The organism is Paenibacillus sp. CMAA1364 (genome assembly GCF_054373195.1).
This window is the reverse complement of the sequence record NZ_JBITNB010000002.1, coordinates 28,996-45,850: the sequence shown is the minus strand read 5'-3', so window position 1 is coordinate 45,850 and position 16,855 is coordinate 28,996. Positions and strand designations below refer to the sequence as shown.

Annotated in this window: 12 protein-coding genes and 1 pseudogene; 4 read left to right on the top strand and 9 right to left on the bottom strand. The window is 40.4% G+C overall.

What is annotated here, in order from left to right; translation table 11 throughout:
• Positions 1 to 145: 145 nt before the first annotated feature.
• The 6 genes from ACH8E3_RS02065 to ACH8E3_RS02040 form a co-directional block, all read right to left on the bottom strand.
• Positions 146 to 1,699, bottom strand: coding sequence for a flotillin family protein (locus ACH8E3_RS02065; RefSeq protein ID WP_458630941.1), 1,554 nt, complete (start codon positions 1,697 to 1,699; stop codon positions 146 to 148).
• Positions 1,699 to 2,235, bottom strand: a complete 537-nt coding sequence (locus ACH8E3_RS02060) for a protease (protein ID WP_458630940.1) — start codon at positions 2,233 to 2,235, stop codon at positions 1,699 to 1,701. Before ACH8E3_RS02060 ends, ACH8E3_RS02065 begins: the two co-directional genes overlap by 1 nt.
• A 164-nt stretch (positions 2,236 to 2,399) precedes the next feature.
• Positions 2,400 to 3,563: an iron-containing alcohol dehydrogenase gene (locus ACH8E3_RS02055; RefSeq protein WP_458630939.1), complete on the bottom strand. Its 1,164-nt coding sequence runs from the start codon at positions 3,561 to 3,563 to the stop codon at positions 2,400 to 2,402.
• A 114-nt stretch (positions 3,564 to 3,677) separates the two neighbouring features.
• On the bottom strand, positions 3,678 to 5,264 hold the full coding sequence (locus ACH8E3_RS02050) for a UDP-glucose--hexose-1-phosphate uridylyltransferase (protein WP_458630938.1): 1,587 nt from the start codon (positions 5,262 to 5,264) through the stop codon (positions 3,678 to 3,680).
• A gap of 11 nt (positions 5,265 to 5,275) precedes the next feature.
• On the bottom strand, positions 5,276 to 6,262 hold the full coding sequence (galE, locus tag ACH8E3_RS02045; protein WP_458630937.1) for a UDP-glucose 4-epimerase GalE: 987 nt from the start codon (positions 6,260 to 6,262) through the stop codon (positions 5,276 to 5,278).
• 1 nt (position 6,263) lies between these two features.
• Positions 6,264 to 7,442: a galactokinase gene (locus tag ACH8E3_RS02040; protein ID WP_458630936.1), complete on the bottom strand. Its 1,179-nt coding sequence runs from the start codon at positions 7,440 to 7,442 to the stop codon at positions 6,264 to 6,266.
• 185 nt (positions 7,443 to 7,627) lie between these two features.
• On the opposite strand from ACH8E3_RS02040, the gene ACH8E3_RS02035 reads away from it, so the two are divergent.
• Positions 7,628 to 8,509: an AraC family ligand binding domain-containing protein gene (locus tag ACH8E3_RS02035; protein WP_458630935.1), complete on the top strand. Its 882-nt coding sequence runs from the start codon at positions 7,628 to 7,630 to the stop codon at positions 8,507 to 8,509.
• Positions 8,510 to 8,525: 16 nt separating this feature from the next.
• On the opposite strand, the gene ACH8E3_RS02030 is transcribed toward ACH8E3_RS02035, so the two are convergent.
• Complete coding sequence (locus ACH8E3_RS02030) at positions 8,526 to 9,263, bottom strand: NAD-dependent protein deacylase (protein ID WP_458630934.1); 738 nt, start codon at positions 9,261 to 9,263, stop codon at positions 8,526 to 8,528.
• Positions 9,264 to 9,486: 223 nt separating this feature from the next.
• Between ACH8E3_RS02030 and ACH8E3_RS02025 the strand changes: the two genes are divergently transcribed.
• Both ACH8E3_RS02025 and ilvD read left to right on the top strand, forming a co-directional pair.
• Positions 9,487 to 10,524, top strand: a complete 1,038-nt coding sequence (locus tag ACH8E3_RS02025; RefSeq protein WP_458630933.1) for an acyltransferase family protein — start codon at positions 9,487 to 9,489, stop codon at positions 10,522 to 10,524.
• A gap of 162 nt (positions 10,525 to 10,686) precedes the next feature.
• Positions 10,687 to 12,372 carry a dihydroxy-acid dehydratase gene (gene ilvD / locus ACH8E3_RS02020; protein WP_458630932.1) on the top strand — a complete coding sequence of 562 codons (1,686 nt, stop codon included), beginning with the start codon at positions 10,687 to 10,689 and terminating at the stop codon, positions 12,370 to 12,372.
• Between the two features lie 65 nt (positions 12,373 to 12,437).
• On the opposite strand, the gene ACH8E3_RS02015 is transcribed toward ilvD, so the two are convergent.
• Positions 12,438 to 13,826, bottom strand: coding sequence for a polysaccharide deacetylase family protein (locus tag ACH8E3_RS02015; RefSeq protein WP_458630931.1), 1,389 nt, complete (start codon positions 13,824 to 13,826; stop codon positions 12,438 to 12,440).
• Positions 13,827 to 14,010: 184 nt separating this feature from the next.
• Between ACH8E3_RS02015 and ACH8E3_RS02010 the strand changes: the two genes are divergently transcribed.
• Positions 14,011 to 15,174 carry an AI-2E family transporter gene (locus ACH8E3_RS02010; protein ID WP_458630930.1) on the top strand — a complete coding sequence of 388 codons (1,164 nt, stop codon included), beginning with the start codon at positions 14,011 to 14,013 and terminating at the stop codon, positions 15,172 to 15,174.
• 50 nt (positions 15,175 to 15,224) lie between these two features.
• Here ACH8E3_RS02010 and ACH8E3_RS02005 read toward each other — a convergent pair.
• A pseudogene (locus ACH8E3_RS02005) lies at positions 15,225 to 16,742 on the bottom strand (peptidoglycan D,D-transpeptidase FtsI family protein); the annotation flags it as partial.
• Positions 16,743 to 16,855 lie beyond the last annotated feature (113 nt).

Below are 16,855 nucleotides of genomic sequence, written 5' to 3'. Positions count from 1 at the left end.
AACCAAACCATATGTTTTATTTATCATATGTGATCACGGACTGTAATGTTAGAACTTTCTTCATTATTCTTACCTTATATCCACATATTAAAAATCCATACCCCATAGATAGGGTATGGATTCTTCAATTAAATCATCAGACGAGTTATTCTTCGCTTGTATTCCTTAACATAGGTTCTTCTTTCAACGGTTTATCATTACTTACGATTTCTAACCCTGACAATGGAGCAGATGGTTGAACAACCGTATTCTTCTGCGTAAACCCTTTAATCAATTTCTCAATATCAAGCCCCGAGACATTCTTCAACATCGTTGGTGCCGTAGCCATCAGTTCAGTTACGTAATTACTTACACGAGCGGCACCTTCACCCTTACCTGTATCCACTACGGTTAGTGAATCAATGGAAGACAACGGTTGTGCAATCTTACCCGCAAGTTCAGGCAACATTTTCATGACAATATCTAATATGGCCGCTTCTCCATACATTTGGAATGCTTGCGCCAACTTCTCTTTCGCTTCTGCTTCCGCAAGACCTTTAAGACGGATCACATCTGCATCCGCACTTCCTCGTGCACGTTCAGAGTCTGCCATTGCCTCACCATCCAACCGCTTCTGCGTTGCAGATGCTTTGGCCTGTGTCTCAATGGAATACTGCATAGCATCTGCTTCAAGCATTCTACGAGCTTTATCTGCTTCTGCGCCGATCTCAACAGAATACCGATCAGCATCTGCCTTTTTCTTCACATCCGCATCGTATTGCATTTGGCGTACTAATATTTCCTTTTCTTGTAGGTCAATCTCACGATTCTTACGGACAATTTCTACTTGCATCTGCTCTTCAACCATAGTCTGTTTAGCACGCGCCTCTTGGATATGGTAGGCTTGATCGGCTTCTGCCTTTGCTGTATCTTGTTCTTTCTTAAAAGAAGCTACCTTTAATTCTTTATCTTTCGATGCTTCCGCAATATTCGTATCTCTTAATAGTTCTGCCTTCTGTCCCTGTTCTTCCGCATTTGCCTTTTGAATACGAGCATCACGTACGGCATCCGCTTCAGCAATTTCTGCATCACGTTTCACTGTAGCAATACGAGGTTTACCTAAAGCCTCTAAATAACCATGTTTATCACGCAAGTCTTTGATCGTGAAGGAGACTATTTGTAGACCCATTTTCTTAAGATCCCTTGCAGCCACACCCTGTACTTCTTGCGCGAATTTGTCACGGTTCTTATACACTTCTTCTACAGTCATCATACCCAAGATCGCTCTGAGATGACCTTCAAGCACTTCCTGCGCTTCACTTCTAAGCGATTCCACTGGCTTACCAATGAATTGTTCAGATGCGGTTACCACGTCTTCAATCGAGCCGCCCACCTTAATAATAGCAACACCGTCTGCCATAACAGGCACACCTTGTTCTGTGTATACTTCTGGTGTGGAGACATCTAATTTATGTGAAAGTAATGAAATGAATTGTGACTGCTGAAACACAGGGAGGATGAATGCTCCACCACCGCGGATAATTTTTATTCTACGACCATCTTCTTCTGATATATTCTTACTCCCCAAGAAAGAACCGGTTACAATCATGGCTTCATCTGGTCCTACCGTCTTATAACGAGCCCAGAATGCCAATCCAAGTACAATTATGACTCCAATAACGATTGCTGGAATAAACAAATAATCAGGTATAGATTCCATTAGACATCATCTCCTATTCGCTCTTCAAATTGAGTAACCTGCAACACACCATCCACTATTTTTACAATAACCACACGTATACCAGCGGGTATTTCTACTTTTTCAAGACTAGATGCAATATGTAATACATTCCCCGCTCCTACCTTTAACATCACTTCTCCATAACCAAGGGTAGGCAACGTAATGGTAACCACGCCAATTCTCCCTATTAAATCCTGTATGGAATATCCAGTAGAATTCTCACTATTCTCCATTGGCTTGACATACAAATAAAACACTAACACTGAGATAAATACTGCAATCAAAATGGAAAGCAGCATATTGGTCATACTGCCGAGATCTGAATAGCGTGATAGTAATATTCCGGATCCCCCGAATACCGTTATCGCACTCGTTATGACCATTGGTTTCAAGAAATCGACCGACATGAAATCAAGCATGCCATCAAGCATATCGCTAAGTATATCTCCTAGTACAACACTCACTAAGGCAAATAATACACCTCCTACCAGACAGCCTAAATATAGTGCATCCATACATGCATCCTCCTGTCAGAATTGTATGTTCATATTAATTAATACGCAGCATTGTTACATTTGTTCCAAATATATCTATATATTCAAAAAGAGGATGCACGAATAGTCACGTACATCACTACTCGAACATCCCATTAAATTATCTGCTCTATGGTCTATAATACTTACAACGACATTCTATAAATTTCAACAACAGCTTCTTTATCAAGTGAATTGAAATTACCAAACGGGCCAAAACGTAATGCCTTATCCGCCATCACTTCTATCTGGCTCTCATCTATATCGTAATCAGCTAAGCGACTTGGTGCGCCAATGCTGTTCCAGAATGTACGTAATGCTTCGATTCCTTCCAAGCCTACTTCCTCATCGCTCTTGCCTGTTGGATCAACATTAAATACCTCAATGGCAAGACGCTTGAAACGTGCTACATCGACATTATGATTATATTTCATCCAATTCGGAAACAAGATAGCTAACCCACCGCCATGTGGAATATCGTATACTGCAGAGACTGCATGCTCAATATTGTGTGTAGCCCAATCTCCATTCATCCCCATATTTATCATGCCGTTTAATGCCATTGTTCCACAATACATAATAGTAGAACGAAGTTCATAGTTCTCAAGGTCATCAATTAGTTGTGGTGCTGTGTCGATCACTGTTCGAAGAATTGTCTCACAGAATCCATCCTGAACGGGTGTATTATCTTCTTTATGGAAGTAATGCTCAAGTACATGAGACATAATATCTACCATGCCATAGACCGTCTGATCCTTGGGAAGTGTGAATGTATTTACAGGATCAAGAATAGAGAATGCCGGATAAGCATACGGACTACCCCAACCCATTTTTTCTTGTGTCGCTTCATTGGTGATGACAGAGCCACCATTCATTTCCGATCCGGTTGCAGCCATCGTCAATACTGTTCCTAATGGAAGTGCTGCTTGTGGACTAGCTTTACGTTCTATGAAATCCCACATGTCTCCATCATATTTCGCACCTACTGCAATCGCCTTCGCACAGTCTAGTACACTTCCGCCACCGACAGCTAGTATCAGTTCGATACCTTGCGTTTTACATATATCCACACCTTTATGAACGGTGGATAACCGTGGATTAGGTTCAACGCCGGCTAGCTCGACTACATCAACATTAATCTCATTCAACAAGCTGATCACTTGATCATAAAGACCACTACGCTTAATACTTCCGCCACCGTATATAAGCAATACCTTTGTTCCGAATTTAGGAACTTCCGTTAGAAGTGAAGCAAGCTTTCCTCTTCCGAAGATTAACTTTGTAGGATTATTAAATTCAAATGCTATCATTAAAGTCATCGCCTCCATTTATCTGATATCGATACAATCCTTTTTAGTATAAACCTTTGATCTCAATAGAACAAACCGCCCTCTATATGTAAGAGGACGGTTTGTAATTTATAACTATTGCTTATTATAATTCATATGTTCCAAGAAACGTATAAATGCTTGTTGTCCTGTTTCTGTACGCTTATACACGCCAGCATGACCCAGAATCTCTACGAATTTCTCTCCGACATTATTCTGGATCATTGCGATAGCTTCTTCTTTAGATCGTTGATTGCCATGTTCAGCAATGAGTAACTTAATCCAATCTAAATGTTGTCCAAGCATAGGAACTTCACCTGCTATGGCAGAAGCATATCGTACTTCATCACCACTAAGAATATCTGCAACTAAGTCTAACTCTTCCTTCAGTCTTCCAGGTAAGATAGCTAGTCCCATGACTTCGATCAAGCCAATATTCTCTTTCTTAATATGATGCATTTCTGGATGTGGATGGAATATCCCATCTGGATACTGTTCATCCGTACGATTGTTACGAAGAACTAGATCCATTTCATATGCCCCATCATCTGTACGATGTACGATTGGAGTCACCGTATTATGAGGAGTATCTTCCCCGGATTCATTCTTCGTAAATGCCATAATATCTGCCTCAATATCACTATATTGCTTCCATGATTCATAGATATCATTAGCACATTCAAGCAGAGCCTGACTGTCATGGGACGTGATACGAAGTACAGACATTGGCCATTTCACAATACTAACCGTTACACCTGTATAATTAGGATGTGTGAATGTGGCTTCTTTGGGTGCATTCTGAATTGGGAATGTATGACGCCCACCTTGGAAATGATCATGCGTTAGAATAGATCCACCAACAATAGGTAAATCCGCATTCGATCCGATGAAATAATGCGGTACCACTTCTACGAAGGATAGCAGTCTTTTCAACGTATCTTTCGTTAACTTCATAGGTACGTGATCGCGATGAAAGATGATGCAATGCTCATTGTAATAAACATAAGGTGAGTATTGGAAGTACCATGGTTCATTGTTCATCTCTATAGGAATAACGCGTAGATTCTGACGTGCTGGATGGTTGATCCGTCCGGCATACCCCACATTTTCACGACATAATTGGCACTTAGGATACACTGGAGGCGGAAGCAATTTTGCCATAGCAATTTCTTTTGGGTTCTTCTCCGGTTTAGACAAGTTAATCGTCATTTCAATATCGCCATACGCAGTGGACTGTTTCCAATATACATTCTTAGATACACGATCCATCCGAATGTAGTTAGAGTCTATACTTAATTTGTAAAAGGAATCTGTAGCCGCTTCAATGCCTTGTTCAGCTGATTTCACTTTAAAGTCTGCAATCACTTCCGAAGGGCGGGCCATCAAAAGTCCCATGATCTTAGCATCTAACAGATCGCGATACGTATCACTATTCTCAGGAATTAGCCCAATCTCATAACCATAATCAATCAATATATCTATCATGGTTTGAGGACTACTTTCAGGTGTATATACCACTTCCCCTAGAAATGGCTCACTGAAACCAAATAGATCCATCAACATATTACGGCTATAATCGAAATCTTCCTGCATGATTAAGTGATGGTTTAATGCATAGTGGACCAGCATCTCCATGGCATACAACACTTTTTCTTGTTCAGAAGTACTTGTTGTGATTTCCATGTTCATCCCCCTTATTCTTTGTACCCTTCTGGGTGAGACTGATGCCAGCTCCATGCACTTGTAATAATTTCTTCTAGATCATCATGTGTTGGATTCCAACCTAGAATCGTACGAGCTTTCTTCGAAGAGGCAACCAAGACCGCAGGATCACCCGCACGACGCTCTTGCATAACAACAGGAATATCAAGGCCTGTGACTTTTTTAGATGTCTCGATGACTTCTTTAACCGAGAATCCTTGTCCATTCCCTAGATTAAATACGTCGCTATCCTTACCGTCTCTTAAATAAGTAACCGCACAATAATGAGCTTCTGCAAGATCACTAACATGGATATAATCACGAATACATGTACCATCTGGTGTTGGATAATCTTCCCCAAATACGGCAATGTTCTCCCGTTGTTTCAAGGCAGCTTGCAATACTAATGGAATGAGATGACTCTCTGGACGATGGTCCTCACCAATACGACCGCTATCATGTGCACCAGCAGCATTGAAATAACGAAGTGCAACATATTTAATACCAAGTACCTTATCGAACCATGACATCATACGTTCCATCATCAATTTCGTCTCACCATACACATTGGTTGGCTCTGTGCGATCACCTTCTACGATAGGCACCTTCTCAGGCTCACCATACGTAGCAGCAGTGGATGAGAACACAATTTTACGAACATTAGCGGCATCCATCGCTTCAAGCAAACATAATGTACCGAATACATTATTATCATAATATTTAACAGGCTGCTGCATGCTCTCACCTACAAGAGAATTAGCTGCAAAATGAATGACTGCATCAATATTATTCTCACTGAACAGCTTCGCAAGCAGTTCCTTATCACGGAGATCTCCTTCATAAAGCTTGCCGCCTAGCAATGCATCGCGATGACCTGTTTGTAAGTTATCAATGACAACAACCTCTTCACCACGATCCAATAATGCTGCTACCGTGTGTGAACCGATATATCCTGCTCCGCCAGTTACTAGAATAGCCATATTAGTTCTCCTCCTTTAATTCTTTCACGCCGTCACCTACACCGCACACGTAGAACTCGCCTTCAATTCCAGTTCTCGCTTTGTATTGTTCTCCGACCTGTTGTAAGAATAGTTCTACAGAATCTTCATGTACTAATGATACTGTGCAACCACCAAATCCAGCACCTGTCATACGTGAGCCTAACGTGCCCGATATTTCACGTGCTTCATCAACCATGACATCTAGCTCTACGCAAGACACTTCATATAAATGTTGCAAGGAATCGTGAGATTGATTCATGTACTTTCCGAATGTCTCCAAATCATTTTTACTTAGAGCATCTACCGAATCAAGAACACGTTGATTCTCTTCAATAACATGTTGTGCACGCTGTCTTACAGTTACATCTTGTATACTATCTTGTATCGCTTCGAATTGATCTGGCTTCAAATGTGCTAGGTATTCCAAAGTTGGAACCTTTTGTTGTAGAATTCTCAATGCTTCTTCACATTGTTGACGACGTTCATTGTATGCAGAATCGACCAATCCTCTGCGTTTGTTCGTGTTTCCGATGATAAGCTTATATGCCCCAGTACGGAATGGAACATGTTTATATTCTAATGTATCGCACATTAATAGAATCGCGTGATCTTGTTTACCATTAGCAACAGCGAATTGATCCATGATGCCGGAATTCACACCAACGTATTGGTTCTCTGCTCTTTGGGATAGACGTGCAATTTCTACGGTGTCCGTTTCTTTACCTTCCATTGTTAAAAGAGCATAAGCGGTTACAACTTCAATCGATGCTGAGGAAGATAATCCTGCACCATTTGGAATTTCTCCATAGAAGTATAAATCATAACCTTTCGTTAATTTACATCCTATCTTGCTCAGTTCTACAATGACGCCAACAGGATAATCTACCCATTCATCCGTCTTATGATCACCAATACCATCCAATTCTAGCGTAGCTTCATATGGAATATTCCCAGATACTAGACGGATCTTGTGGTCATCTCTTTCGCGGATGATCAGTGTCGTTCCGAATTCAAGTGCTGCAGGCAGAACGTAACCACCATTATAATCAATATGTTCACCAATCAGATTTACTCGACCTGGCGCATTAAATACACGCTCTTGCTTCTTAGCTTCTCCATACTTACTAATGAACGTTTGCTTCAATTCTTGTATAGTCATGAACAATCACCAGTCCCTTCAACATCGTTACGATCTATACTTAGTATAAAATAATCCTTCTATTTTGATAATGCAATCATGTGTGCTTAATATGGATAAATGTGACCTTTACGTCTATAATGAACTCATATCATACACATTAATAGTAGATTGATCGTAGGTACAATGGGAGGAGCAACATTCTAATGGACATTCATTCAACGTATTCTGTCGCCGCTAACCCCGTTTACCCTGATGGGAATTCACTTCATGTCCTATATGCTGGCGAGAGCCAGACCGTTCCCCTACATGCATTGGGTCCCAAAATATATGATTATTATTTATTACATTATGTGGAACAAGGTAAGGGGATATTCAAAACGGAGCAACGCACATACGAACTACATGCTGGATCATGTTTTCTCATTCAACCAGGTCAGTTAGTTAGCTATATCTCAGATGAAGAAGATCCTTGGAAATATCGTTGGATCGCCTTTCTTGGACAAGAGGCACAGCAAAAAGTGGAAGCCTCTGGTTTCATTTCGAATCAGTGTGTCTTCACTTCTTCGAAGGATCAATCCATCATTCCTTCTGCTATAACCTTTATGCAGGAAGCATTTCATACTAAAAAAGAAAGTGCACATATGACAGCACTTGGCTATTTATATATCATACTAGCTGAGGCACAAGATGAATTGTCCAATCCATCACGTCTCACAGGCACAGAATCCCAAATACAGCGTACGGTGAAACAAATGATTCTATATATGTCCACACAATTTGCGCATCCTGTATCTATCGAGCAAATGTGTGAGAGTCTCGGATATAATCGGGCATATCTTTCTCGAATATTCAAAAAGGAAACGGGTACTTCACCCGTCACCTATCTACTAAAGCTACGAATTGATAAATCCCGTCATCTTTTACGTGAACGGCCAGAACTCTCGATTGAGCAGATCTCTTCTTCTGTCGGTCTGACCGACGCCTTATATTTCTCACGTCAATTCAAACGATTCTACGGTATCGCACCTAGTAGCTATCGGAATCAAACACTCAAACAACAAACGATCAAACAAGATCATTCATAAATATCCTAAATAGGATTTATAATATCTTACTAACCCGCTCCATCACTTTTCCAATAGGATCAGTAATTAATAAATCTGCTTGATTATCATAAAAGGTTGGGTCAATATTTAGAAGAATTGTTCGTTTCCCCTGGAAATAAGATATCAGATTCGCTGCAGGTTGTACTGTCAAGGAGGTACCCCCAATGATGAGCAAATCTGCTGCTGCGATCGCTTCCATAGATTGGTACAGTATTTGTTGATCTAACGATTCTTCGTACAATACAACATCTGGCTTAATGACTGCATGACAGGATGAACAACGTGGAACTATTTCTTCACTTGAAACGACGGCTTCCAATCCATAATACTGCGAGCAACCCATGCAATAATTACGATGAATAGAACCATGTAATTCTAATACATGTGAACTTCCAGCCTTTTGATGCAATCCATCAATATTCTGTGTAATGACAGCCATTAATTTTCCTTGGTTCTCCAGATTAGCTAACACATGGTGACAAGCATTGGGGAGCGCGTTCTCATGAATCATTTTACTGCGATAGAAATCGTAGAATACTTCTGGATGTTCAACAAAGAAATGATGACTTAGCATCACTTCAGGTGGATAGGGGGAATGTTGTTCGCTCTGATATAATCCTGCTGCAGAACGGAAATCGGGAATTCCACTCTCCGTTGACGTACCTGCTCCTCCAAAAAAGACAATGTTATGGCTTTCTTGAATCCAAGATGCCAACGTTTCAATTTTTGACATACCAGTTGTACCCCCTTTTCGAATGATCACTAACCTTATTGTTGAACGAACTCATAAAGATGTCAATATTTGAGATGCAATAATTATTTCGCAACTTAGACACATTTTTAATGAATGATAGCGTTTTCCATTGTGATATAAATCACAAGGACTATCCATGAATAATAGTAACTTTACATTAGAGATAAAAAACCCTTTGGATAGGATGATGGAGGAGACACCTATGGATGCAAGAATAACCCCACATGAGGAAACTTATTTTCTCAATTTAAGATTCCTACTTATTGTGACCGTTTTTGTTGCTAACGCAATTGAACCTTTAATACAACAGATGAGTGGCCTCCATCAAATATTTCTATGGATTCTAACTTTTCATATGCCATTATTCGTATTGGTTACAGGGTACTTCGCTAAATCTAACCTAACAGGTTCCGCTGGACGCAAGATATTAACACAAGTCGCAATACAATATATTATTTTTCAGACCATCTATTCACTTCTTGATTACACTGTGTTTCACGTACCAAACGTACATCAGTCTTTTTTCGCGCCCTATCTGTTACTATGGTTTCTAGCTAGCCATTTCTGTTGGCGTTTAATCGCAACTTGTATGGCTAAAATATCACCCATTCATCAGATCACTTTATCTATCCTGCTAGGTGTGTCCGTTGGTTATTTACCATTAGATGGTGTATGGCTCAGTATTAGTCGAACATTCGTCTTTCTCCCTTTCTTTTTTATAGGCTACCATTTAAATATTGCTAAGTTCCATGAATGGTTGTCTTTATGGATTAACAAGGGATTCTCCTTCGTTACCGTTGGGTTATTTATTATTCTAGGTGTATGGGGTTCTAATCTTCCCACGGGTTGGTTGTTTGGGAGTATGACATTTATGCAACTTGGTCACCACGAATGGTATGCCGGCCTATTTCGAATCGCTATATACATTCTACAATTCATCTCTGCAGCTGCCTTTATGGCTTGGGTTCCTAGAATCGAAAGCCGAATCACTGATTTGGGACGTCGTACGCTCTATGTATTTCTTTTACACGGATTCATTATTCGATTATTTGCTATTTCCGGGCTATATGAACATATACAGACCGTTCAAGCATCCATGCTTCTGATTATCAGCGCTGTTGCACTAACGATTCTATTAGCACAGCCTTTCGTTCGACGTCTTACACATCATATAGTTGAACCCTCTATTCATTGGATTATTCAATTGGAGAATCGAACCATAAGACGTTCCAAGGTATAGCTCCTATATTAAATTATAGGCTATGCCTTTTTTTATCTCTCATTGCTAGAAAAACCATATAACATATGATAGACTCGTTTACAACCGACTGTGTTTACTCTCTTGCACAACCGTGCTAACGTGAAAATACTAGCCATTTAATTTTAGGAGGAAATAGACAAGATGCGACCAAAAAAAATGCGTTCAGACATGATTACCAAAGGTTTCGACCGTGCTCCTCACCGTAGTTTATTGCGTGCAGCAGGCGTTAAGGAAGAGGATTTCGGCAAACCATTTATAGCTGTATGTAACTCTTATATTGATATCGTACCCGGACATATTCATCTACAAGAGTTCGGTAAGATTGTGAAACAAGCGATTCGTGAAGCTGGCGGTGTACCTTTTGAATTCAATACGATTGGCGTAGATGATGGTATTGCTATGGGTCATATTGGTATGCGTTATTCTCTTCCAAGCCGGGAGATTATCGCTGATTCCGTAGAAACCGTTGTTGCTGCTCACTGGTTCGATGGGATGGTCTGTATCCCGAACTGTGACAAGATTACACCAGGTATGATGATGGCTGCACTTCGCTTGAACATTCCAACGATATTCGTTAGTGGTGGACCGATGAAGGCTGGTAAAGATAGTAATGGTCGCTCAATATCTTTAACATCTGTATTTGAAGGCGTTGGAGCACACTCCGTTGGTGCTTTATCTGATGAAGGTCTGTTAGAGCTTGAACAATTCGGCTGTCCTACGTGCGGATCTTGTTCTGGAATGTTCACTGCCAATTCAATGAACTGTCTGGCTGAAGGACTAGGTCTTGCCCTTCCAGGTAATGGAACCATTCTTGCAGTAGCTGAAGAACGCAAAGATTTCGTTAGACAATCCGCTACACAATTGATGGAATTAATTAAGCTCGATATTAAACCTAGAGATATAGTTACCATGGATGCCCTAGATAACGCCTTCGCACTTGATATGGCTATGGGTGGTTCAACAAATACGGTATTACACACACTAGCTCTTGCACAAGAAGCTGGTCTTGATTATCCTATTGAACGTATTAATGAAGTAGCTAATCGCGTCCCACATCTAGCTAAGCTTGCACCTGCTTCAGACTGGCATATCGAAGACCTTCATAATGCAGGTGGCGTAAGTGCTATTATTAATGAACTTCTGAAGAAACCAGATGCTATCAAAGGTGACTGTATTACCGTATCAGCCAAAACACTTCGTGAAAACGTTGTGGGTTGTGAAATCCTAGATCACAATGTCATACATTCTCTAGAGAATCCACACTCAGAACGTGGTGGACTTGCTGTTCTTTTCGGGAATCTAGCGCCAGGTGGCTCTATTATCAAAGTAGGTGCCGTTGATGAATCCGTCGGTGGCTACCACAAGGGACCAGCCATCTGCTTCGATTCTCAAGATGACGCTTTACATGGCATTACCAATGGTAAAGTAAAAGAAGGACATGTCGTTGTTATTCGCTATGAAGGACCTAAAGGTGGACCAGGTATGCCAGAAATGCTCGCGCCTACTTCTCAAATTGTAGGGATGGGTCTCGGTGCCAAAGTAGGACTCATTACCGATGGCCGCTTCTCAGGCGCCTCTCGTGGAATAAGTATTGGTCACATCTCTCCAGAAGCTGCTGAAGGTGGACCAATCGCATTTGTAGAAGATGGCGACATCATTGAATTAGACCTTAACAATCGTACAATCCAGCTTCAGATTGAGGACGAAGAGTTCGAACGTCGTCGCGCACTATGGAAAGGCTTCGAACCAAAAGTGAAAACGGGCTATCTTGCTCGTTACTCCAAGCTCGTAACCAATGCAAGTTCCGGTGCTGTTCTCAAAATCTAGTTGTTAAATCGATTAAGGGGTTGCTCCCTGAGTAGAATTCTACTCAGGGAGCAACCCCTTTTATATTACAGATCTGATATTGCAGGTGGTGTACTAGTCCCTAGGGATTGTGAGGCTGTTCTTACGATATCGACCAATAACTCCGGATGTGTAGACAGCCCACTTTTATCTTCTAGGTAATGTTTAAATAGATATTCTACAGGCATAATAATCATTTTGGGAACCAGCTTTTCTGGCGATTGTTTCAATCTATCTTCTCCAGCCGGGTGAATCACACGCATCAGTATTTTCAAATAGTATGTTGTTGCTATTGCGAACCAACCGTCAGGTAATCCTCGAATGCTGAAGCCGAACTTTTCAGGACCTCGATTGATCATGCTCACCCCGTAAAGTGCTTTAATATCCTTTATGTTCTTATCTTTCTTGATCTGTTTAGCCAAGGTCGGTAATTCCTTCTCCATAGAACGTATCATCTGAATCGCCAAATGAACCATCGATCTTGATTGGATTCCCAGTTGAAATAACTTACGATTGTCGAAATGTAACTCCACGATGGATTCACCCGAGACCAAGGAAGAGCCATCATCTAGCAAGAGTGTTTCTCCTTTATATCGACGAATTCTATAATGTAGAAACGGATGCGTTGGTGTAACCGTCTTGAGTTGGAATATGAAATGGAATATAGCTTCCCATATTAACCAGAGTTTCACCATAATAAACTTCCCCATTGAAGGCTTCTTCGAAGAGGCATGCTCCCTCTCCTTGATCATCTCATCAACACGAATACTATGTAATTGTCGCTCATCTGCCTCTTCTAAAAGTTGCTTCAGCGCAATTAACATTTGCTTAGGTGCATTCACATCAGCGCCAATCGTTGAACCACAATCATGTAACAACATAACCTCACCTGGTTTTAGTTTATCTAACATTCGTCTAAATAATTTGTCTGATCCCGTTTTTTCACGCCAATCACCAAACATAGAGGACCATAAAATTATTCTAAATTCATTACGTCTATAGAAATCAAATAAATTCACAATACCCCAAGGTGGACGATAGTATGCCGTACGTTCGCCCGTAATAGAATAGATGATGTCAGCAGTTCTCTCGATTTGTTTGCGCACTGACTTAGGACGCATAAACCAATTGGACTTGTGCACGTAATTATGAATACCAATAAGATGGCCTTCCTTATGCATCCTTTGAATGAGATCAGGATGTTGTTCAGCATTTCTACCCACAACGAAAAAGGTTGCCTTGGCGCTGTACTGCTTAAGTAAATCTAATAATAGAGGCGTATATCGTGGATCTGGACCATCATCAAAGGTAAGTGCAAAATTGCATTCACTTTTCCCCTTACGAAAAACTCTAAAGCCAAATATTCGCGTAATCATGCCTGGTATAAATGCATAGAAGGATGAAATGTAAAATAACCATAACATCAAAGTTTGCACACAAATTCACCTTCATTTCTCTGATTAACATTGATCCTATAACATACATATGGCAATTCCTGATTCAAAGACACTAATTCTTATTTTATCATATTTAGCAATTAAATAGTTGTTTCAGAACAATTCATGTACAATAAGACGAACGAGTTTCATTCGAATTCCATGAAGGAGTTGAACATCAACCATGCTTCCCCTATATAAAAAGTATTGGCGTACGATTTTTGATATCGCGCTCATTGTTCTAACCGTTTACTTAATCATGTTCGTCTTCAGCAAACTATATCAATTAGCAACACCTGTATTTCTATCCTTCATTATATTCTTATTTATCGAACCATTGGCAAAGTTTCTGCATCGAAAAGGATTGAATAAGGCGGTTTCTTCTGCTATCTCGGTTCTATTATTCGTTCTGGTTATCTTAGGAATTCTGCTTGGAATTGGAGTTATTGTCGTTTCCCAGATATCGAATTTACAAGATAACCTACCTGAATATACCATGATGATTCAAAATCAATTCACCAACTCTATGGTTTTTTTACAAAGCAAAATCAATCTCCTACCACAAGATATTGTTGAAAAAGTGGATGAGTACTTTAAGTTAATCACAGATTTCGCTTCTGGATTAATGGTCAACTCATTCAAGTATTTCATTTCTATATTCAGTTCCTTCTCATCGTTTATGGCTAACTTTGGCATTGGAATTATTCTAGCATTCTTCCTCAGTGCAGAAATAGATAATTGGCGCCGCAGCGCGAAAGAGAAATCCCCTAGAACGATCAAAAAGTCCTATGCCTTTTTACAACAACATGTCTTTACATCCATTGGTTCGTATCTTCGCGCACAACTCATGATGGTGCTCATTTCCTTCGTTATTTTATATATTGGATTTCTGATTTTGAACACAGGCAATTCATTAACATTAGCTCTGATCTGTGCCGCACTTGATATTCTCCCTCTAGTTGGGGTTCCGGTTATATTCATACCATGGATTATCTATTTATTTATCGCGGGAAATACTAGCCTAGCCATTGGTTTAAGCGTTTTACTTATTATTGTTTTGATCACAAGACAACTGCTCGAACCCAAGATTTCAGGTAATTCTATCGGTGTAACCTCTGCCTTCTTAATGCTTTCCTTTATGATTATCTCATTGTCCTTATTCGGTATTGCTGGATTAATTCTTTCTCCAATACTTCTTATTCTTATCAAAGAGCTATTGCAACAAGGTTATCTCAAAAAGTGGATCCGACTTCCAAAGGAAGAATTCGAAGTATCTCCATTTGAGATGAGTGTGCCTGTAGAACCAGAGGAGAACTCTCTTTCAGACAATAATACACCCATAATTTGACCAAAGAGTGTCGTTGCTTGGTTGTTCGTTTCAGGTGTAACATTCTGTAACATCACAGCAACGGCATACTTCGGTTGATCTGCCGGACCGTATCCTATGAACCATTGATTATTCTTAACGCTTCCCTTCCATACCACTTGCGCTGTTCCTGATTTGCCAGCCAGTGGCCATTCAGCCTGAGACAAGCTCTTTCCAGTTCCCTCCGTAATGACTGTTCTCATCCATGAACTTATAAGTTGTGCCGTTACAGGTTGGATTGTATGTATGGTTCGCTCCGACGCGTGGGGTTTGAATATTCTCATCACTTGACCATTATGATAAGAGATCCGTTCTAGAATTCTGGGTTCTAATAGCTGACCTTTGTTAAGAAGAGTGACTACCAAATTAGCCGCTTGCAATGGCGTCATAGCAACATCTCGCTGACCAATGCCCGTCTGTGCTCTTACCCCTCCATCCTTAGATGAAACATTAAATATTCTACCTTCCTCCTCATTATCCAAAGGTTTAAACAAGGGGTATCCAAGAATATCTCGCTCTTCCCATCCCACTCTTCTTCCCATACCTAGTGCTCGTGCAGTCTCTTCAATCTGGTTAGATGTAAGTCTCTCAGCAAGCGTTGCAAACACAATGTTACAAGATTGTGCATAAGCTTGTTCAAGCGATAATATGCCATGTCCTCCCTCTTTCCAACAAGACAGTCCATATTTCCCGTAATCGCCATTACACATGAACTTCTCTTTCGCAGATGTGACACCAGCTTCTAATGCAGCGGCTACAATAACTGTTTTGAATATAGAGCCTGGTGTTGTAGATTGGATTGCTTTGTTATTCCAAGCTTCTTGCTCAGGATGAATATCTAATGGATGATAGAACGGCTTAGACATCATGGCTAAGATATCTGCATTATTCACATCTAGTACAACTACAGCACCTTGCTTCATGCCCGATTGGATAGAAAGTTGCTCAATTTTTTTTTGGAGGTACTTGTCAATCGTGGTGGTAAAGCGTAAAGGATAATATGGATTGTTAGGTGCCTTCATAGAGATACCCTTCTTTGCAATTGGAATACCCTTTCCATCTACTTCATAATAAGCAATCGTTGATCCGATCCCCTTGATTAATGGTTCTAACGTCTTTTCTAGTCCTGATCCACCAACTTTTGGACTCCCTTTCGAATTTGTACTCGATTCCTTCAAATCTGTATATGCTAAATATCCCAGCCATTGCATCCCTGAATAATTGTCGCTATATCTATTTCGAAAAGGTAACACCATAACTCCACTCATATCCATTTTACTGATCACGCTAGCTTGAGATTTCGTTATTACCAGAGGGCCGTTACCAGTAGTATTTCTCCACATCGAAGGCTCCTCTAAATGACTCCACACCTGAAGAAATGAGTTCACTGTCGTTCCAAGACTATCCGATATTCTCTTTATTTGTGTTTCCATTATTTCATTTTCCAACAAGTGACTTGGAGTAGGGAATAATACAAGTGCTGGAATCGTCTCATCCGTTAAAGGCTCTCCATTTCGATCTCTAAATGTTCCACGTCCTGAATCAAGCATGATAGATCGTTCTCTTTGGATTACTGACTTCTCTTCTAATGAATATTTGCTGTTAGGCAATAACATTGTTCTCATATAGATTTGAATATATGCCAGACGACACATAAGAATGA